Consider the following 19,384-nt stretch of genomic DNA (forward strand, 5'->3'; position numbering starts at 1 on the left):
GAGGCCGCTGAGGCCGCTGAGGCCGCTCAGGCCCCGACCTGGACGGGGACCCGGGTCGGGTCGGCGAAGACCCCCTGCAGGGCGACGACGGCGCCCCCGCGACTGGCCGCGGTGAAGCCCAGCTGCGATGCGCGGACCTCCACCCCACCGGCGTCCGGGGCGACGACCCGCTCCAGCAGCGTGCGCACGACGTAGGGCCGCAGGTGCTGGGCCAGCACCGCGAAGTAGCCCCCCAGCACCAGCGCCCGCGGGTTGACGATGTTGACCAGGACGCTGGCCCCCAGCCCCAGCGCGATGCCGACCCGTTCCAGCGTGGCCAGGGTCGCCACGTCACCGTCGGCGGCCCGGGCGAGGATGACCTCCAGCCGCGCGTCGATGTCGGCGTCGGAGTCCAGCACCGGGTCGTCCGGACCCGTGGAGCAGCCGGTCAGGAGCACCTCCAGACCCACCTGGGTCTCCCAGCAGCCCGTCCGGCCGCAGCCGCAGACCTCGAGCCGGTGGTTGAGGGGCGCGTGGCCGATCTCCCCGGTGAACCCGCTGGCACCGCGCACGAGCTGCCCGCCGACGATGACGCCGCAGCCGACACCGACCTCGCCCGCCAGGTAGACCAGGTCGTCGACGTCGCGCCCGACACCGACGGCGTGCTCGGCGATGGCCCCCAGGTTGGCGTCGTTGTCGACCGCGACGTGCACGTCGTGGGACGCCAGCGCCGCGTCCAGCTGGGCGGCGAGCGCCAGGTCGGTCCAGCCCAGGTTGGGGGCGAGCGCGATCCGGCCCCGCAGGGAGTCCACCAGGGCCGGCACGGCCACGGTCACCCCCACCACGGTGCAGCCGGTCGCCTCCAGCGCCACGAGCGCCTCGTCCAGGCAACGCACCACCAGCCCGATGGACCGTTCCTCGCCCAGGGCGCGGATGTCGGCCGGGGTGCGTCGCGACAGCACCACCTGGTGGGTCAGGTCGAGGGCCGTGACGTCCACGAAGTCGGCGTTGACCTCGACCCCGACACCCACGACCCCCGCGGGGGCGAGCTCGACGGTCTGCCCCGGCCGGCCGACGCTGCCGACCCGTTGCACCTCGCCCTCGCCCACCAGACCGCGCTCGATGAGCTCGGCGACCAGGCTGGACACCGTCGCCTTGTTCAGGCCCGTGTCGGAGGCGATCCGGGCGCGGGAGCGGGGACCGGCGTCTCGCAGGTGGCTGAGGACCAGGCTCAGGTTGGAGCGGCGCACGGTGAGCTGGTCGGCCGGTGCGGCGGTCGGTCGGGATGACATCGTCGTCTTCCCCTCGGTAGTTGGTAGGAGCACCCGATCGAATCCTAGTCCGGCCGGGCAGGCCTGTGGACGACGCCGGACGGGCGAGGCCGGACCGGCCTACCGTCGGGGCCAGGGACAGCGGTCGGCGGGGCGGACCGCGGGGCGGAGGACAGGGGTGGGGACGGGACCGGGTGGGGTGCTCGCGGTCGACACCGCGGAGCTGGACGAGCTGTGCGAGCGGTTGCGCCGGACCGCGGACGCCGTGCAGGACGCCGGCCGGGGCGTGCACGCCCTGGCCGGGCTGGGAGGGCTCGCCGTCGGGGCCGACGCCGTGCTGGACGCGCTGTCGGACCTGGTGCGCCAGTGGGGTGCGACGGCCTCGGTGCTGGGTGACGACGCCGTCGGCCTGGGGCTGGCGGTGCAGCAGGCCCGCACCGCCTACGAGTCCTGCGAGGGACGGGTGAGCGGCCTGGTCTGCGTCCGCGGGCCCGCGGGAGACGCCTCGTGAGCGCCGGTGACCGGCCCGTGCAGGCCACGGCGGAGCGCCGCATGCTGGCGCTGGAGCGGGACCCCTGCCCCGGGGACGTGCCCCGGCTGCGGGCCCTCGTGGGCGGGCTGCGCGAGCTGGCGACGGGTTGCGCCGGCGGGGCGGTGGCGGCGGCCGGGTGGGAGCCGGTGGCCTGGCGCGACGCGGTGGCGCACGCCGTCGCCGGTCACGTAGGGCGGGTCGTGGCCGGGGCCGGGGAGCTGGGACGGTCGCTGGAGCAGGCGGGCGACGCCCTCGAGGGCTGGGCGGGGACGCTGTCGGGCCTGCAGGCCGAGGCCGACGCCCTGGACCGGGAGGCGCTCGGGCTGCGACGCCGCCGCGACGAGCACGCCGTCACCGCCCGCGCGCTGGCGATGGACCCGGTCGCGGGGCTGGACGGCGGCGAGGCGCTGCGCCGGGAGCAGGTCGAGGCCGACCTGCGACGGGTGCAGGAGCGCGCGGACGACCTGCACCTGCGCTGGCTGGCCCGCTCTCGCGGGCACGCCGCCGACCTCGACACCGCCGCCCCGCCGCGCGGCGCCACGTCCGCCTGGCGAGGCGGCTGGGACCACGCCCACGACGTCGCGTCCCTCGTGGTCCGGGGCAGCGCCCCGCTGCTGGAGCTGCAGGCGCGGGTCAGCGGGACCGCGTCCACGGTGGTCGGGGCGGCGGCGACGGTCGTCCCGCCCTCCGCCCCCGTCGCCACCCCGCTGTCGCTCGCCCTGGCCGGCGGGTCGACGGTGACCCGGGCCGTGCTGACGGTGGGCGCGGACGGCTCCACCGACGCCTTCGGCTCGGCCGCCACGGCGACGGCGCTGACGGGGATCTCCGTCGCGGGGCCCGCGGTGCGGTGGGTCGAGCCCGTCACCGGCAGCCCGCGGGCCACGGACGCGGGGCTGTGGGCGGGCGACGCGGCGACGGGGGCGGGGTTCGGGGCGGAGGCCGCGGCCTGGCTGCCCGACGAGCGCACCGGCGCCCGCTGGTCGGCGACGGTGGACCTGGGTGCGGGCGGGCGGAGCGACCTCACCGTCGTGGACGTGGCCGAGCCGTGGCAGACCGGGACCGGCTCCCTCGTACCGGGGGCGGACAACTACTACGCGGGGGTCGCCGTGGTCACGGTGCCGCTGTCGGCGCTCGCCCGCCCCGGACCCGTCACACCAGCGGGACCACCAGGACCGGGTCGGTCGTCGGGGTCTCCGACCCGCCGGCCGGCTCCAGGGTGACGGCCACGGCGTCGACCCCGCTCACCCCACCCGTCAGCGCCACGGGGTCGCCGTCGGCGACGACGAAGACCCCGGCCGACACGGCGTCCTCGCCCGAGACCGTCCACGCCTGCCAGGTGGAGCCCTCGGGGGCGACGGGCAGACCCGCCGGCAGCAGCAGGGCGGCGTCGGCGGACCGGCTGGCCAGCACGGTCACGTCGTCGCCCTGCACACCGCCCGCCAGCTGCGGCCTGCCGCTCACCGTCTCCACGTCGCCGGCGGCCAGCACCCGCTGCACCGACTCCTGCTGGGCCCGGACCTCGCCGAGCCGGTCGGCCGAGCTGATGCCCCAGGCACCGGCCGCCAGCGCGACCACGGTCAGCGCGCTCGCCGCCAGGGCGAACAGCGTCGTCGTGGTGGGACGACGCCCCGACGGGGCCGTGCCGGGGGCGCCCGCGTCGGGGCGCTCCCCGGGGTCGCCGGTCTCCCCGGCGGCACGCGGGTGCTCGGTCGCGGCCGGGGCCAGCGGCGGGAGCTGCGGGGTCAGCCGGGCCCGGGCCAGCACGGCCTCGCGCATCCGGGCGGGTGGCGCCTCCGCCGTGGCCTCGGCGAGCACCGCGAGGGTCTCGCGGAAGCCGCGCAGGTCGTCGCGGCACACCTCGCAGTCCGCCAGGTGCGACTGCACGTCGGCGCGCTCGGACTCCTCCAGGGCGCCGGCGGCGTACGCGGCCACCAGGGTGTGGGCGTCAGGTCTCATGGGACTTTCCTCCGTCCTGCCGCCCCCGGCTCCGTCGTTGTGGTCGTTGCGTCGATCCGTGCTGGTGCGCTGCGTGCTGCCGGTGCCGGGCGTGGGCCCGTCGCCCGGGTCATGGTGACCCGCCCCGCCGCCCGGGGTCCACGACCCCGGGCAGGTCGTCCAGGGCCGGGTCGAGCTCCGGCCCCAGCTGGGACCTGAGCCGGGTCAGACCGTCGCGGATCCGGGTCTTGACGGTCCCCAGGGGGACCCCGAGCAGGGCCGCCACCTCGCGGTGGGTGTGACCGCCGTAGAACGCCAGGCGGACCGACTCGCGCTGCACGTCGGTGAGGCCGGTCATCGCGCGGCGGACCCGGCGGACCTCGAACGCGGAGACCGCGGCGTCGGACACCTCGTCGACCGCGGGCGGCTCCGGCAGCGCCGTGGCCTCCTCCCGGGCCCGACGTCGCTCGCTGGAGCGGACCCGGTCCACGGCCCGGGAGTGGGCGATCATCACGGCCCACGAACGGACCCCGGCCCGGGCCGGGTCGTAGCGCGAGGCTGTCCGCCAGATCTCCAGGAGCACCTCCTGGGCGACCTCCTCGGACTCCGAGGGGTCACGGAGCACCCGGCGGCAGACGCCGTAGACGGTGGCCGACAACCGGTCGTAGAGCTCCTCGTAGGCCGCCTCGTCACCCCGGGCGACCTGCTGGACCAGGGCGCGCAGGCGGGCCTGCTCCTCGGGGTCGGCGACACGGAGCGGACGGCCGTCGGGCTGCGGCACAGGCTGCACGAGGTCTCCGTCCTGCTCGCCCCGCTCACGGTCGGGGTGCTCGTCGCCGGTCTGCCGGCTGCTGCCGAGAGGGGGTTCCACCATGGTTCGTCACCACCCCTGCGACGGATTGGACGTCCCGGCGGGGACGCGAGGTCTGCTCGTCACGGGGGTGATCATCCCGTACGCCCAATCCGCCGCCACCCGGACGACGGACCCCTGTCGTCCCCCGCACCTCTTCCCGCCCCCGGCGGAGGTGCGGGGGACGTCCTGGCGCCGCGGTGGGCCCGTCACGGCGCGGCCGGTCGACCGAACAGCCAGCCCTGGGCGCGGTCGCAGCCCATGGCGCGCAGCAGCTGCCGCTGCTGCTCCGTCTCGACCCCCTCGGCGACCACGTCCAGGCGGTGGGCGTGCGCCAGGTCGACCACCGCCTTGACGACGGCGTCGTGCCGGGGCCCCTCCCCCAGGTGGCCGATGAACGAGCGGTCGATCTTGAGGAAGTCCAGCTCCAGCGCCTGCAGGTACGACAGCGCCGAGTAGCCGGTGCCGAAGTCGTCCAGGCCCACCTGGCAGCCGGTGGCGCGCAGCCGCCGGATGACGTCCGCGACGACCGTGCCCTCGCCCAGCAGGCTGGTCTCGGTGATCTCCAGGTGCAGCCGGCCCGGGGCCACGTCGTGCCGGGCCAGCAGGTCCGCCACCCGCTGCGGCAGCGTGCCGCTCTCCAGCGTGCGGGCCGAGGCGTTGATCGACAGCTGCAGCCCGGGCGAGACCGCCAGGAGCTCGACCGCTCGCCGGAGCACCCAGGTGTCGACCTCGGTGATGAGGCCGCACTCCTCCGCGACGGAGATGAACTCGCCCGGCGGCACCAGCCCCCGCCCGGGGTGGCGGATGCGGACCAGCGCCTCGGCCCCGGCGGGGCGCCCGTCGGCGAGGTCGACGACGGGCTGCAGGTGCAGCTCCAGCCGGTCCTCCGCCAGCGCCTGGCGCAGCATCGACTCGGTCTGCAGCCGGGCGTCGGCGCGGGTGCGCAGCTCGGCGTCGAAGCGGACCAGCCGGTCGCGCCCCGTGGCCTTGGCCCGGTACAGGGCCAGGTCCGCCTCCCGCAGCAGCTCCGCGGGCGAGCCGCCGCCGTCGCTGACGGCCAGCCCCAGGCTCGCCGTGGCCACCATCCGGCCCGAACCCACCCGGAACGGCTCGCGCAGGCAGGCCAGCAGCCGTTCCGCCACCGCCTCGACGTCGGCGAAGGAGCGGGCGTCGTCGACGACGGCCACGAACTCGTCGCCACCGAGCCGGGCGACGGTGGTGCAGGCCCGCACCGTCGAGCGCAGCCGTCCGGCGACCTCCACCAGCAGCGCGTCCCCGGTGGCGTGGCCCAGGCTGTCGTTGACGACCTTGAAGTGGTCCAGGTCCAGCAGCACCAGGCCCACCAGTCCGCCGCGGGCGGGCTGCTCGGCCAGCGCCTGCGTCAGGCGCTGCTCCATGGCGCGACGGTTCGCCAGGCCGGTGAGACCGTCGGTCAGGGCCAGCCGCTCCAGCTCGCGCCCCTGGGCCAGGCGTTCGCTGACGTCCAGCACGTGAGCCACGACGTGCAGCGGGCGACCCTGGCCGTCCCGGGCCATCGCCATCGTGACCAGGGCCTCGAAGGTGCTCCCGTCGGGACGGACGCAGGTCATCTCGAACCCGTCCTGCTCGACCTCGCCCCGCTGGAACGCGCGCATCAGGTCCAGGCACCGGGGCAGGTCGGACTGGGCCGTCCAGTCGGCCATCGTCAGCGGGTCGTCGGTGTCGTCCCGACCGGGGCGGCGCGTCATCGCGCGGAAGCTGCCGTTGGAGCGGAGCACCCGGCCGGGGTCGACGAGGTCCAGCATGAGCATGCCGATCGGGGCCCGGTCGAAGGTGAGCCGGAACACCTCCTCGTTCTCCGCCAGGGTCCGGACCGCCTCCACCCGCTCGGTCACGTCCTGGACGACACCCCACTGCTTGACCGGGACGCCCTCGTCGTCGCAGGTCAGGTCGAGCCACACCACGACCGTGCGGCGGGCGCTGCCGTCGGGCATCACCACCTCGGCGGTCACCTGCCGGGGCTGCCGGTCGCCGAGGACCTGGGCCCACACCTCGTACAGGTGCGCCCAGGTGGCCTCGCCGAAGCACCGCCGGAGCACCGACTCGTCCAGGTGCGTCGACGCGGGCAGCCCGAACACGGCGCGCAGGGCGTCGGAGAACTCCCAGTCGTCCGTGCCCAGGGTCGTCTCCCACGTCGCCAGGTCGGCCAGCTGCATCGCCGCGGCCAGCCGCCGGGCCTGCTCGTGCGAGCGTTCGGCGAGCCGGTGCTGGTCGGTGACGTCGGAGAACGACACCACCGCGGAGAAGGTCCGACCGGCCGCGTCCTTGCGGGGCAGGCTCGTCACCGACACGACCCGCTCCTGCCCGTCGGGCCGGCGCAGCAGCAGCAGCCGACCGCGCTCGCCGACGCCGGCGCGCAGGGCTCGGGCGGCCGGGTAGTCCTCCGCCGCCAGCCGGGTCCCGTCCACCTCGAGCATGTGCCAGCGCGGGTCCAGCAGCGCCCGACCGGCGAGCTCCGCCGGCGTCAGGCCGAGGACGTCGGCGGCCACCTGGTTGTGCAGCAGCACCTGCCCCTCCCGGCCGTGGACGACGACCCCCTCGCCCAGCGACTCCAGCACCGCCCGGTACAGCTGCTCGCCGTCGGCGCTGGTGCGGGCCGCGGCCTCCGACAGCGCGAGGGGGAGGCGGAACCCGTCGACCGACAGCAGCCGGACCAGCTCCTGCAGCCGGGCGAGGCCGTGCTCGTCCACCGCACCGGGCGCCGACGCGAAGACCGACAGCACCCCGATGACGCGGTCGCGGCTGTCGCGCAACGGCACGACCAGGGACCCCCTGATCCCCTCGGCCCCGTTGATCGGCAGGGCGCCCAACGGGTGGCCGGCGGTGTCGGGCACCAGCGCGGGCTCGCCGGAGCGGAGCACCACCCCGGCCACCGTCCCCGCCACGGGGACCCGCGAGCCGGCCCCCCGGGCCCCGCGCGGGATGGGCCGCGACCCGTCCGCGGCGGCCACGACGAACTCGCCCCCGTCGGGCACCGCGACGACGGCGCGGTCCCCGCCCGCCAGCCGCCAGGCCTGGCGGCACAGCTGGGTCAGGAGGTCGTCCCCCGCGGTCTCGCGCAGGACGTCCGCGGCGGCCGCGGCGACGGCGTCCGCCCGGCTCGCGGGGCCTGGCGCGCAGGACGACGTGCTCACCTGCGTCCCATCGGCACGCGACGCCCTCGCCTTGACCGGTCCACGTCAGAGCACGGGGGTCGGCGGCTCCTCGCCGCGGAGCACCGCGACGAGGTTGCGCAGCGCCAGCCGCGTCATGGCCCGACGGGTCGCGTGGCTGGCCGACCCGACGTGGGGCAGCACCACCAGGCCCGGCGTGCGCATGACCTCGTCGTCGGGGTCGCTGCGGGGCTCGCCGTCGAAGACGTCGAGGCCCGCCGAGTGCAGCCGCCCCTCCCGCAGGGCCGCGAGCAGGTCGGCCTCGACCACGAGCGGACCGCGGCCGATGTTGACCAGCGTCGCGTCGGGCCGCATCAGGGCCAGTGCCTCGGCGTCGACCATGTGCCGGGTCTGCGCGGTGAGGGGCACGGCCAGCACGACCACGTCGCTGGCGCGCAGCAGCTCCTCCCAGCCCACCGGTTGCGAAAGCCCGTCGGCCGGGGCGGAACCGCGCCGCAGGTGCCGCACCGTCATCCCGAACCCGTGCGCCCGTCGGGCCACCGCCCGGCCGATCTCGCCGTAGCCGACCACCCCGAGGCTCGCCCCGGCCACGTCGTGACCGAGGAAGGCCGTGGGCGAGAACCCCGTCCAGCCGCCCGCGCGCATGGTGTCGGAGGCCTGGACCAGGCCGCGCCGGGCCATCAGGACGAGCGAGAACGCCGTGTCGGCCGTGGTCTCGGCCAGCACGCCGGGGGTGTTGGTGACGCGCACGCCGTGACGACGGGCCGCGGCCAGGTCGACCTGGTCCACCCCGACCGCCGCCAGGGCCGCCACCCGCAGCCGCGGGGCCCCGGCCAGCGCCTCGGCGTCCAGCGGGTCAGCGCCTTGGGCCAGGACCGCGTCCGCGTCGACCAGCGCCGCACGCAGGGCCGCCGGATCGGGCTCCTGACGGCCGGGGGCCCTCGGCAGCCAGGTGGTCCGGGCACCCAGCCCGGCGGCCGCCCGGCGCACGTCGTCGGCGCCGGGCACATCGGGCCGCGTGACGAGCAGGTGCAGGTCCGCCATGCGGGTGAGACTGCCAGCCGGCCGCAACCCCCCACCAATCCGCCGTCCCCGTGGCGACGGACCTGGTTCGTGACCACCACCTCCCACACCGCGTCCCGGGGCGCCCTCGCCGGAGTCGTCTCCGCCGCCCTGCTGCTCGGGACCGCCTCGGCGCTGTCCGCAGTGGTCGGTCGCGGCTCGGAGCCGTTCCTCGCCGTCGGGGACACCGTCGTCCGGTTGTCCCCGCCGGTGCTGACCTCGTTCGCGATCGAGACCTTCGGCAGCTACGACAAGCTGGTCCTGTTCGTCGGGATCGGCGTCGTCCTGGCGGTCGTCGCGGCGGTCTCGGGCGTGCTGGCCACCCGACGCCTCGCCGTCGGCGTGGCGGCACCGGTGCTGCTGGTCCTGGCGGCCGCCGCCGCGGTCCTGGCCTCGCCGGGGTCGTCCGTGGTCGACCTGCTGCCGCTGCTGGTCGGCACCGTGGTCGGCGCCGTCGTCTTCGTCCGCCTGGTCGGCCTGAGCGGCACCCGCAGCCCGGGCGCGACCGAGGACCGAGCGAGCGAGCAGGGCGACGGTGTGGCCCCCGCGGCCCGGCCCCGCCCCGCGGCGTCGCGTCGGCTGTTCCTCGGTCTCGTCGGCGCCGGCGCGGCCGCCTCGGCCGGGCTGGTGGCCGTGGGCCGCGTCGTCGGCGGCACGCTGCGCGACGCCACCGCCTCCCGGGACGGGCTGGCGCTGCCGGCCGCGTCCAACACGCTGCCGGACGCCCCCACGGGGGCGCAGCTGGTCGACGGCGCGCCCTTCCGGACCCCCAACGCCGACTTCTACCGCGTGGACACCGCGCTGACGGTCCCGCAGGTCCCGGCCGAGGACTGGGTGGTGCGCGTCCACGGCCTGGTCGAGCGGCCGCTGGAGCTGGACTGGGCCGCGCTGACGACCCGCTTCGAGGTCGTCGACCGCGAGATCACCCTGGTCTGCGTGTCCAACCCCGTCGGCGGCGACCTGGCCGGCAACGCCGTCTGGCGCGGCATCCGCCTCGCCGACGTGCTGGCCGAGGCCGGGGTCGACCCGAGGGCCGACATGCTGCTGTCCACGTCGGTCGACGGCTGGACCGCCTCCACCCCGCTGGCCGCCCTGCTCGACACCGACGACCCGCTGCTCGCGTTCGCCATGAACGGCGAGCCGCTCCCGTTCGAGCACGGCTTCCCGGTCCGGATGGTCGTCCCCGGCCTGTACGGCTACGTGTCGGCCACCAAGTGGGTCGTGGACCTCGAGGTGACGACGTTCACCGAGGACGAGGCCTACTGGACCCCGCGGGGCTACGCGGCCGAGGCGCCGGTCAAGGTCGCGTCCCGCATCGAGCTCCCGGCGTCGTTCGAGCAGCTGGCCACCGGGCCGGTCGTCGTCGCCGGCACCGCCTGGCACCCCGGCGTCGGGATCGACGTCGTGGAGGTCCAGGTCGACGACGGCGACTGGCAGCCCGCCGAGCTGGGTGAGGTGCCCGGCCCCACGACGTGGCGGCAGTGGCGCTACGAGTGGGCCGCCGAGCCCGGTCAGCACACCCTGCGCGTGCGGGCCACGGACGCCGACGGCGAGGTCCAGACCGACGAGCGGGCCGAGATCGCGCCCGACGGCTCCTCCGGCTGGCACTCCGTTGTGGTGACCGTCACATAGGCCACCCCGATCCCCACCCATCCACCCGCACCACCGCTCCGAACCCCCAGCAGCTCGGGAACCACGAGCAGCTGCGGAAGCAGACCCAGACCGCACCACCCAGAGACACCGCCCCGGAGATCCCGGGGCACGAACCCGAGGAGATCACCATGAAGCGTCACCTGCGCCTCGCCCCCGTCGCCATCACCGCAGCCCTCGTCCTCGCCGCCTGCGGCGGTGCCGCCGAGGAGACCACCGACGACGCCGGCGCGGCGGCCGACACCGCCACCGAGGAGGCCATGGAGCCCATGGAGTCCGAGGAGCCGATGGACTCCGAGGAGCCCATGGACGCCGAGTCCACCGACGACATGGCCATGGCCGGCCCCGTCGGCCCCGGCTGCGCCGACTTCGCCACCGCGGTGCCGGACGGCGAGGGCTCCGTCGAGGGCATGAGCGACGACCCGGTCGCGGTGGCCGCCAGCAACAACCCGATCCTCACCACCCTGACCGCTGCGGTCTCCGGCCAGCTCAACCCGGAGGTCGACCTGGTCGACACGCTCAACGGTGACGAGTTCACGGTCTTCGCCCCGGTCGACGAGGCCTTCGCGGCCGACGTCGACGCGGCCACCCTGGAGACCCTGGGCACCGACGCCGAGCTGCTCAGCTCGATCCTGACCTACCACGTGGTCCCCGGCCAGATCGCTCCCGCCGACCTCGCCGGCACCACCCAGACCACCGTCCAGGGCGGCACCGTCGAGATCGCCGGCGAGCCCGAGATGCTGACCGTCAACGGCGCCAACGTGATCTGCGGCGGCGTCACCACCGCCAACGCCACGGTCTACCTGATCGACGGCGTCCTGATGCCGACCAGCTGAGTCGGCTCCTGATCACCGGTCGGGGCGGCGGAGGGATGCCGCAGCCTCGACCGGGCCCCACGGACATGGGGCAGGCTCCTCGCAGAGAGCCAGCGGAGTTCTGCGCGGCAGGACCCGTCGCACCCACCCGGTGCGGCGGGTCCTCTGCTGTCTCCGATGGGCCCCGTGCGCTGACCCTCAGTCGTCCCGGCTCGTGGCCACCAGCCGGGCCCGCTCGTGCGCCACGTCGAAGTCCGCCGTCGGCCAGCTCGGGTCCAGCTCCTGCAGGGTCCCCAGGAGCAGGTGAGCCACCGCCCAGCGCGCGTACCACTTGCGGTCGGCGGGGACGACGAACCAGGGCGCCTCGTCGGTACCGGTGCGCTCGATCGCGTCCGCCCAGGCGTGCTGGTAGTCGTCCCAGCGCAGCCGGGCGTCCACGTCGGCCGGGTCGTACTTCCAGTGCTTCTCGGGGCGGTCGAGCCGCTCCGAGAGCCGCTCGCCCTGCTCGTCGTGACCGATGTGCAGGAACACCTTGACCACGCTGGTCCCGGCGGCGGCGACCTCCGCCTCGAAGTCGACGATCTCGGCGAAGCGCGGCGTCCAGACCTCGGGGGTGACGAGCTCCTCCACCCGCACGACCACCACGTCCTCGTAGTGGGACCGGTCGAACACCCCGATCATCCCGGGCCGGGGCAGCGCCTCGCGGATGCGCTGCAGGTAGTGCTGTCCCCGCTCGGCCTCGGTGGGCACGCCGAACCCGGTGACGGTGGCCCCCTGGGCCCCGACCTCCCCGACCACGTGGCGGACGATGCCACCCTTGCCCGAGGTGTCCATCCCCTGCAGGACGAGCAGCACGGCCCGCTGCCCCGTCCCCGCCCGGGCCTCGGCGTACAGCCGTTCCTGCAGCTCGCGCAGGTCCTCGGCCCGGTCGGACAGGGCCGACCTGCCGTCGGCCTTGCCGCCGTCGAAGCAGGGGGTGGCGCGGGGATCCAGGCCCGCCAGGTCCGGTCGGGTGCCGGGCGGGACGCGGAGGGCCTCGTGCAGGTCGGACGACGTCGTCATCGCCCGCAGCCTAGGCCGTGGGCGTCCCCGGCGGCGGCAGCACCCGACCGGCGGCGGGGTCCTGCGGCCGACCGAAGTACCAGCCCTGGGCCTGGTCGCAGCCCATCTGCAGGAGCATCCGCGCCTGCTCCTGACGTTCGACGCCCTCGGCCACCACGGTCATGCCGTGCGCGTGGCCCAGCGTGATGACGGCCTGCACGACGGCGTCCTCCCGCGACGTGCGCCCCAGACCCGCGACGAAGCCCCGGTCGATCTTGAGCGCGTCCGCGGGGTAGGTCGACAGGTACGCCAAGGAGGAGTACCCCGTCCCGAAGTCGTCGATTGACACGTGGCAGCCGTACTCCCGCAGCGAGGTGAGGGCGGCCACGGCGGCCGACTGCGACAGCGCGAGGCTGCTCTCGGTGACCTCCAGGTGCAGCCGGGCCGGGTCCAGGCCGCGCTCCTCCAGCGCCGCGGCCACCCGGCCGGCGACGTCGATCCGGTCGAAGCTGCGGGCCGACAGGTTGACCGCGATCGCCGGGGCGGCGTCGAGCGCCAGCAGCTCCGTGGCCCGGGCGATCCCCCACCGGTCGATCTCCGAGACCAGCCCCCGGTCCTCCGCCACGTCCATGAAGCTGCCGGGCAGCCGCACGCTGCCGCGTCCGTCCACCAGGCGCATCAGGCCCTCGCTGCTCACCTGCTCACCGGTGCCGAGGTCGACCACGGGCTGCAGGTACAGCCGCAGCCTGCCCTCGGCGAGCGCGCGACGCAGCCGTCGTTCGGACTCCACCGCGGCGTCGGCGCCGGCTCGGATCCTCTCGTCGAACACGACCACCCGGTCGCGACCGTTGTCCTTGGCGCGGTGCAGGGCCAGGTCGGCCTCCCGCATCAGGTCACGGCTGGCCCCGTCCCAGCCGACCGACGCCACCCCGATGCTGAGCGTGGCCGCGACCGTCTCCTGCTCCAGCGGCTCGGCGGGGCCACCACCCCCGACCGGGACCGCCGGCCCCCGGTCGAGCAGCGCCGCCCGGGTGCAGGCCACCGTCAACGGCCGCCGGGCCTCGCGCAGCATGGTGGCCGCCACGGCCCGCAGGTCGCCCGGGTGCCGCAGCTCGGGGATCAGCACGGCGAACTCGTCGCCGCCCAGCCGGTGCACGACGCCACGCCCCGTGACCGCGGCGGAGATCCGCCGGGCGGTCTGCCGCAGCACCTCGTCCCCGCCGTCGCGACCCAGCCGGTAGTTGATGGTGCTGAACCGGTCCACGCCGCACACCACCAGACCGACGCCGTGCTTGTCGGGCCTGGCCCGCAGCAGGGTGTCGGCCATGGCCTGCTCGAGCGACCGGCGACCGGGCAGCCCCGTCAGGGCGTCGGTGTCGGCCCGGCGCTGCGGCTCGCGCGGGCGCACGACGAGCCCACCCAGGTCCATCCCCGCACGCGGGAGGTCCGGGGCCCGCTCGGCCGCACCTGTCCCGGTGCGGGACACGTGCCTGTCCACCCAGGTCATGTCGGCAGGGGAGCCGCCGGCTTGACCCACCCGTGAGCACGTTCGCCCGGCCGGGTGCCACGATCACCCGATGAGCAGCGGGGAGCACCTGGGCTACGACCGGGACCGGCTCACGGTGGTGCGGCGACCGTGGCTGGGCGGCGACGTCCTGTCCTACGGCGACCCGCGCCCCCACGACGTCCTCGACGTGCTCGACCTCGCTGTGCACCGGCACCCGAGCGCGGTCGCCGTCCTCGACGCGGCCACCGGCGCGAGCCGGACCACCACCGAGCTGGCCGACGACGTCGCCGCCACGGCCCGGCGGTGGCAGGCGGAGGGTCTGCGACCCGGTGACGGGGTCGGCATCGCGGCCGGCAACTCCGGCGACCACCTCGTCGCCCTGCTGGCCTGCGCGGCCGCCGGCGCCGTGGCCGTCGGGCTGTCGTCCCGCCTCGCCGTCCCCCAGTGGCGCTACCAGCTCGAGCACTCCGGCTGCCGGCTGCTGCTGCACGACGACGCGCACGCCGAGCAGGCGGCGCGCGCCGCCGACGGCCTCGCGGACCTGCGGTCGGTCGGGTCGCCCGGCCGTCGGGCCGCGACCGGGGCCGGGACCGGGGCCGGGGCCGGGGCCGGGGCCGACGACGCCGCGGGCGGCGGGCCCGGGGCCTGGGCCCGCTGGCGCGCCACCCGCGCCCCGGTCCCGGCGACGACCGCCTACCAGGTCGTCCACACGTCGGGCTCGACCGGGCACCCCAAGGCCAGCCAGGTGGTGCACGGCGCGAGCGTGAGCTCCGGGATCGCCTACGACCGCCTGCTGCGGCTGCAGCCGGGCGAGTCGTCGGGCGTGCTGTTCTCCCTGGGCTACATCAGCGCCATGCACGCCCACGTGATCCCGGCCCTGCTGTCCGGGGTCCGGCTGGTGATGCTGCCCACCGGCAGCCCGCGGACCTGGGTCGAGCAGCTGGCGGCGTTCGACGTGGCGTGGGCCTACGCGGTCCCGTCCTGGTGGCTGCTGGCGCTGCGGGAGCCGGGACTGCGCGCCGCGGCCCTGCCCCGGCTGCGCCTGGCCGGGGCCGGGGGGTCCCCGTTCCCCGACGCCCTGCGTGACGGCCTGGCGCAGCGGCTGCCGGGCACCGAGCTGCTCAACGTGTACGGGCTGTCGGAGACCCACTCCCCCGCCACCGTGCTGCGCGGGGCGGACCTGTGGACCCACGCCGGCACCGCGGGCCGGGCGCTGGAGGTCGTCGAGGTCGAGGTCCGCGACGCGCAGCAGGCGCTACGGCCCGACGGCGAGCCCGGCGAGGTGTGGCTGCGCTCGGCGCTGGTGACGACCGGGTACGCCGGTGACCCCGACGCCACGACGGCCGCCGTCGTCGCCGGTGCGCTGCGGACCGGCGACGTCGGCGTGCTGGAGCCCGGTGGGCCCGACGGCCCGGTGCTGCGGCTCCTGGACCGGGTCAAGGACTTGGTCAACCGGGCGGGCACCAAGGTGTACTCCGCCGAGGTCGAACGGGTCCTCGACGAGCACCCGGCGCTGGCCGAGGCGGCCTGCGTGGCGGCGCCGGACCCCCGCAGCGGCGAGACGGTCGCGGTGTTCCTCGTCCTCGCCGAGGGCCACGAGCGACCCACGGACGCCCAGGTCAGGGCCTGGGTGAGGGAGCGGCTGGGGACCGCGGCGGTGCCCAGCGCGTTGCGCTGGGTGGACGCGCTGCCCCGCGGCGGGACGGGCAAGACCGACAAGCTCGACCTGCGCGCGCGGCTCGCCGTTCCCCCGGACCCCCGAGTCGCGGGACACTAGGGCCGTGACGACCTCTGAAGACGGCTCCACCGGCACGCCGGACGGCCCCACCGACACCATCCCCGCGGCGACCGGTTTCGCCGAGCTCGGCCTGCGCGACGAGCTGCTCGACGCCCTCGAGGCCCTCGGCTACGAGGAGCCCACCCCGATCCAGTCCGAGGCCATCCCCCACCTGCTCACCGGCACCGACCTGCTGGGGCAGGCCGCCACCGGCACCGGCAAGACGGCCGCGTTCGCGCTGCCCCTGCTGCAGCGGATCCGTGAGGGTGGCCGCACCGGCAGCCGCTCCGGCGCCCCGGCCGGGCTGATCCTGGTGCCGACGCGCGAGCTCTGCATGCAGGTGTCCGAAGCGCTGCACAAGTACGGCAAGCAGCTCGGCGTGCGCACGCTGCCGGTGTACGGCGGCCAGCCGGTCATCCGGCAGGTCCGCGAGCTGGAGCGCGGCGTCGACGTGGTCGTGGCCACCCCCGGCCGGGCCGTCGACCTGATCCAGCGCCGCAGCCTCAAGCTGGCCGGCGTCGAGGTCGTCGTCCTGGACGAGGCCGACGAGATGCTCGACATGGGCTTCGCCGAGGAGCTCGAGACGATCCTCGACGCCTGCGGCACCGACCGGCAGACGGTCCTGTTCTCCGCGACCATGCCGCGGCGCCTGGACTCCATCACCCGCAAGCACCTGGTCGACCCCGTCCGCATCACCATCGCCCGCGCCCAGCAGGTGGCCGGTGAGGCGCCGCAGGTCCGTCAGGTCGCCTACCTGGTGGACCGTGCCCACAAGACCGCGGCCCTGGGCCGGGTGCTGGACGTCGAGCAGCCGGTGGCGACCATCGTGTTCTGCCGCACCCGCGCCGAGGTCGAGACCCTCACCGAGACGCTGTCCGGTCGTGGCTACCGCGCCGAGGCGCTGCACGGCGGCATGACCCAGGACCAGCGCGACCGGGTGATGAACCGGCTCCGCTCGCAGGCGGCCGAGCTTCTCGTGGCCACCGACGTGGCCGCGCGCGGCCTGGACATCGACCACCTGACCCACGTCGTCAACTTCGACGTGCCGTCCGCGGCGGAGTCCTACGTGCACCGCATCGGCCGGGTCGGCCGCGGCGACCGGGAGGGCGTCGCCATCACGCTGGCCGGCCCCCGGGAGCAGCGGCTGCTGCAGTCGGTGGAGCGCATCACGGGCCGGAAGATCTCGATCGAGCCGCTGCCCAGCGTCGCCGACCTGCGGGCCATCCGGCTCGAGAGCACCGTGGAGGCGCTGCGCGAGGCGATGGGCCGGGACGACCTGGCCGACTTCGCGTCCGTCGAGGGGCTGGTGCTGGCCGAGGCCCCCGCCGGCACCGACCGGGAGACGATCATGCTGGCCGCGATCGCCCTGGCCCACCAGGCCAGGACGGGCGCGGTCGACGAGCAGGACATCCCCCTGGTCCGGGCCGGGTCCGGCGGCGGCCGCGAGGGCGGGCGCCCGCCCGGTGGCGGCTACGGCGGTGGCACGGGCGGTGGCTACGGCGGCGGGGCCGACGGCGGCGGTCGCTCCGGTCCCCCGCGTGACGGCGCGCGCGACGCGGGCCCCGGCCCCGGCCGCACCCGGCTGTTCGTCAGCTCGGGCCGGGTGGGTGGCATGCGTCCGCAGGACCTGGTGGGTGCCATCGCCAACGAGTCCGAGCTGAGCGGCAAGGACATCGGCCCCATCGTCATCACCGAGCGGTTCTCGCTGGTGGACGTGCCCGACGAGGCGGCCACCGACGTCATCCACGCCCTGCAGCAGACCCGGGTGAAGGGTCGCAAGGTCCAGGTCCGCCGGGACCGCGGCTTCGCCACCGGGGGCGAGGAGGCCGGCGCCGGCGCCGACCGCGAGCGTCGCCCCCGCCCCGCCCGCAAGGCCCCGCCCCGCTACTGAGGAACGTCGAGGCCGCGCTGCTGCGCGGTCCTCCGCCGCCCTGACCCCGCGCCGTCGCGATCTCGACGAGGCGGGGTCGGGGCGGGCCGGGCGTCAGTCCTTGGTGGCGAAGGCCGCGTCGAAGGCGGCGTCGGGGGCGTCGAAGGCCAGGCGGCGGACGAAGGCCAGCGCCTCCTCCGCGCCGACCAGGCGGTCCATGCCGGCGTCCTCCCACTCCACGCTGATCGGGCCGTCGTAGCCGATCTGGTTGAGCATCCGGAACGAGTCCTCCCACGGCACGTCGCCGTGGCCGGTGGACACGAAGTCCCAGCCGCGGCGGCCGTCGGCCCAGGGCAGGTGGCTGCCGAGGCGGCCGTTGCGGCCGTTGCCCATCCGCTTGCGGGTGTCCTTGCAGTCCACGTGGTAGATCCGGTCCTTGAAGTCCCAGATGAACCCGACCGGGTCCAGGTCCTGCCAGACGAAGTGGCTGGGGTCCCAGTTCAGCCCGAACGCCTCGCGGTGGCCGATGGCCTCCAGCGTCGCGTGGGTGGTCCAGTAGTCGTAGGCGATCTCGCTCGGGTGGACCTCGTGGGCGAAGCGGACGCCGACCTCGTCGAACACGTCGAGGATCGGGTTCCAGCGGTCCGCGAAGTCCTGGTACCCGGCGTCGATCAGCTCCTGGCTGACCGGCGGGAACATCGCGACGTACTTCCAGATGCTCGAGCCGGTGAAGCCGATCACGGTGTCCACGCCGAGCTTCGCGGCCAGGCGGGCGGTGTTCTTCATCTCCTCCGCGGCGCGCTGGCGGACGCCCTCGGGCTCGCCGTCGCCCCAGATGGCGGCCGGCAGCATGTCCTTGTGGCGCTGGTCGATCGGGTCGTCGCAGACGGCCTGGCCCTTGAGGTGGTTGGAGATCGCCCACACCTTGAGGCCGTGACGCTCGAGCAGGTCGAGCTTGCCCTGGACGTAGGCGTCGTCGTCCCAGCGCGAGGGGTCCAGGTGGTCGCCCCAGCAGGCGAGCTCGAGGCCGTCGTAGCCCCACTCCCCCGCGAGGCGCGCCACCTCCTCCAGCGGCAGGTCGGCCCACTGGCCGGTGAACAGGGTGACGGGACGTGTCATCTCAGGAGACTCCTCGATCGGTGTCGGTTCGGTGCTGTCTCGGTCCTGGTGCATCCGTTGCGCGCCCGAGGGCATCGCACGCGGAGGTGGGTGGCGGGCGGGGTCGCGCTCACGGCGACACCGGCTCCGGGTCGGCGGTGAGGGCACCGCTGTCGGGCACGGGCGGCAGGTACAGGTGGACGTGGCCGCGGTCGGCGGCGACGTTGACGGCGTCGAGCTGGGTCGCGCCCACCGACCACGCCAGGGCGGCGGAACGGCGGGCGGACGCCGCGACCTCCAGTGCCCCGTCCACGTCGACCAGGCCGGCACCGTCGGCCGGCACGGCGTCGGCGACGAGGTCGTAGGCGCCGACCATGGTCTCCAGGTTGCCCAGCGAGGCCACCAGGGCCGCGCGGGCGACGTTGACGTCGGTGCCACCGCTGGGTGCGTCGCCGAAGGTCTCCTGCGCGAGGGTGACGGCGCTGCGCCACTCTTCGACGGTCTCGGCCGCGGGCGGCGGGGACCCGGGGGCGTGCTCGCCTGCGGCGACGACCACCGGGGACAGGACGTCCAGGACGTCCTCGGTCTGCTCGGTGAGCACGACGACGGCCTCGGCGTCCCTCGCGGCCTCCTCGGCCTGCAGCTCGGCGACGCGTTCGGCCAGGGGGTCGTCGGGGTCCAGGGGCGTGCCGTCCGCGCCGACCACGCCGGGCCCGGTGGGTTCTGCCTCGTCCGAGGACGGCAGCAGGAACCCGGCCAGCAGCCCCAGCTGGACGCCGACCACGACACCCACCACGAGCAGCACCCAGCGACGGCCTCGACCGGCCGCGGGGTCGGTGCCC

The 19,384-nt window shown here is 75.9% G+C and carries 15 protein-coding genes; 6 read left to right on the top strand and 9 right to left on the bottom strand.

What is annotated here, in order from left to right; translation table 11 throughout:
• Window positions 1–26 precede the first annotated feature (26 nt).
• The gene (locus ACR80Q_RS16200; protein WP_435378685.1) at window positions 27–1,271 is read right to left on the bottom strand and encodes an ROK family transcriptional regulator; all 1,245 of its coding nucleotides are present in this window, start codon (window positions 1,269–1,271) and stop codon (window positions 27–29) included.
• A gap of 157 nt (window positions 1,272–1,428) precedes the next feature.
• On the opposite strand from ACR80Q_RS16200, the gene ACR80Q_RS16205 reads away from it, so the two are divergent.
• Both ACR80Q_RS16205 and ACR80Q_RS16210 read left to right on the top strand, forming a co-directional pair.
• A complete protein-coding gene (locus ACR80Q_RS16205) occupies window positions 1,429–1,761 on the top strand; it encodes a hypothetical protein (protein WP_435378686.1) in 333 nt (110 codons plus the stop codon).
• A complete protein-coding gene (locus ACR80Q_RS16210; protein WP_435378687.1) occupies window positions 1,758–3,002 on the top strand; it encodes a hypothetical protein in 1,245 nt (414 codons plus the stop codon). The genes ACR80Q_RS16205 and ACR80Q_RS16210 overlap by 4 nt, the downstream gene beginning before the upstream one ends.
• On the opposite strand, the gene ACR80Q_RS16215 is transcribed toward ACR80Q_RS16210, so the two are convergent.
• From ACR80Q_RS16215 to ACR80Q_RS16230, 4 genes are all read right to left on the bottom strand, one after another.
• The gene (locus ACR80Q_RS16215; RefSeq protein WP_435378688.1) at window positions 2,932–3,738 is read right to left on the bottom strand and encodes an anti-sigma factor; all 807 of its coding nucleotides are present in this window, start codon (window positions 3,736–3,738) and stop codon (window positions 2,932–2,934) included. The genes ACR80Q_RS16210 and ACR80Q_RS16215 overlap by 71 nt on opposite strands.
• A 109-nt stretch (window positions 3,739–3,847) precedes the next feature.
• Window positions 3,848–4,591, bottom strand: coding sequence for an ECF RNA polymerase sigma factor SigK (sigK, locus tag ACR80Q_RS16220; RefSeq protein ID WP_435378689.1), 744 nt, complete (start codon window positions 4,589–4,591; stop codon window positions 3,848–3,850).
• Window positions 4,592–4,776: 185 nt separating this feature from the next.
• A complete protein-coding gene (locus ACR80Q_RS16225; RefSeq protein ID WP_435378690.1) occupies window positions 4,777–7,743 on the bottom strand; it encodes a bifunctional diguanylate cyclase/phosphodiesterase in 2,967 nt (988 codons plus the stop codon).
• Window positions 7,744–7,788: 45 nt separating this feature from the next.
• Window positions 7,789–8,766, bottom strand: coding sequence for a 2-hydroxyacid dehydrogenase (locus ACR80Q_RS16230; RefSeq protein WP_435378691.1), 978 nt, complete (start codon window positions 8,764–8,766; stop codon window positions 7,789–7,791).
• A 69-nt stretch (window positions 8,767–8,835) separates the two neighbouring features.
• Here ACR80Q_RS16230 and ACR80Q_RS16235 point away from each other — a divergent pair, with 69 nt between their 5' ends.
• Together ACR80Q_RS16235 and ACR80Q_RS16240 are read left to right on the top strand one after the other, a co-directional pair.
• Window positions 8,836–10,416: a molybdopterin-dependent oxidoreductase gene (locus tag ACR80Q_RS16235; protein WP_435378692.1), complete on the top strand. Its 1,581-nt coding sequence runs from the start codon at window positions 8,836–8,838 to the stop codon at window positions 10,414–10,416.
• A 149-nt stretch (window positions 10,417–10,565) separates the two neighbouring features.
• Window positions 10,566–11,270 (top strand): fasciclin domain-containing protein, encoded by a 705-nt coding sequence (locus ACR80Q_RS16240; protein WP_435378693.1) that lies wholly within the window; start codon window positions 10,566–10,568, stop codon window positions 11,268–11,270.
• A 177-nt stretch (window positions 11,271–11,447) separates the two neighbouring features.
• Here the strand turns inward: ACR80Q_RS16240 and ACR80Q_RS16245 are convergent, their stop codons facing one another.
• Both ACR80Q_RS16245 and ACR80Q_RS16250 read right to left on the bottom strand, forming a co-directional pair.
• The gene (locus ACR80Q_RS16245; protein ID WP_435378694.1) at window positions 11,448–12,311 is read right to left on the bottom strand and encodes a PPK2 family polyphosphate kinase; all 864 of its coding nucleotides are present in this window, start codon (window positions 12,309–12,311) and stop codon (window positions 11,448–11,450) included.
• 10 nt (window positions 12,312–12,321) lie between these two features.
• Window positions 12,322–13,797: a putative bifunctional diguanylate cyclase/phosphodiesterase gene (locus ACR80Q_RS16250; RefSeq protein ID WP_435378695.1), complete on the bottom strand. Its 1,476-nt coding sequence runs from the start codon at window positions 13,795–13,797 to the stop codon at window positions 12,322–12,324.
• A 70-nt stretch (window positions 13,798–13,867) separates the two neighbouring features.
• Between ACR80Q_RS16250 and ACR80Q_RS16255 the strand changes: the two genes are divergently transcribed.
• Window positions 13,868–15,574 carry a class I adenylate-forming enzyme family protein gene (locus ACR80Q_RS16255; protein ID WP_435378696.1) on the top strand — a complete coding sequence of 569 codons (1,707 nt, stop codon included), beginning with the start codon at window positions 13,868–13,870 and terminating at the stop codon, window positions 15,572–15,574.
• A 4-nt stretch (window positions 15,575–15,578) separates the two neighbouring features.
• The gene (locus ACR80Q_RS16260) at window positions 15,579–17,465 is read left to right on the top strand and encodes a DEAD/DEAH box helicase (protein ID WP_435378697.1); all 1,887 of its coding nucleotides are present in this window, start codon (window positions 15,579–15,581) and stop codon (window positions 17,463–17,465) included.
• 93 nt (window positions 17,466–17,558) lie between these two features.
• Here ACR80Q_RS16260 and ACR80Q_RS16265 read toward each other — a convergent pair whose 3' ends face one another.
• Window positions 17,559–18,563: a sugar phosphate isomerase/epimerase family protein gene (locus ACR80Q_RS16265; RefSeq protein ID WP_435378698.1), complete on the bottom strand. Its 1,005-nt coding sequence runs from the start codon at window positions 18,561–18,563 to the stop codon at window positions 17,559–17,561.
• Window positions 18,564–18,672: 109 nt separating this feature from the next.
• Window positions 18,673–19,384: hypothetical protein (locus ACR80Q_RS16270; protein WP_435378699.1), on the bottom strand; the 712-nt coding region annotated here is incomplete at its 5' end.

It is taken from the genome of Aquipuribacter aurantiacus (assembly GCF_051216895.1).
Taxonomy (GTDB): Bacteria; Actinomycetota; Actinomycetes; order Actinomycetales; family JBBAYJ01; genus Aquipuribacter.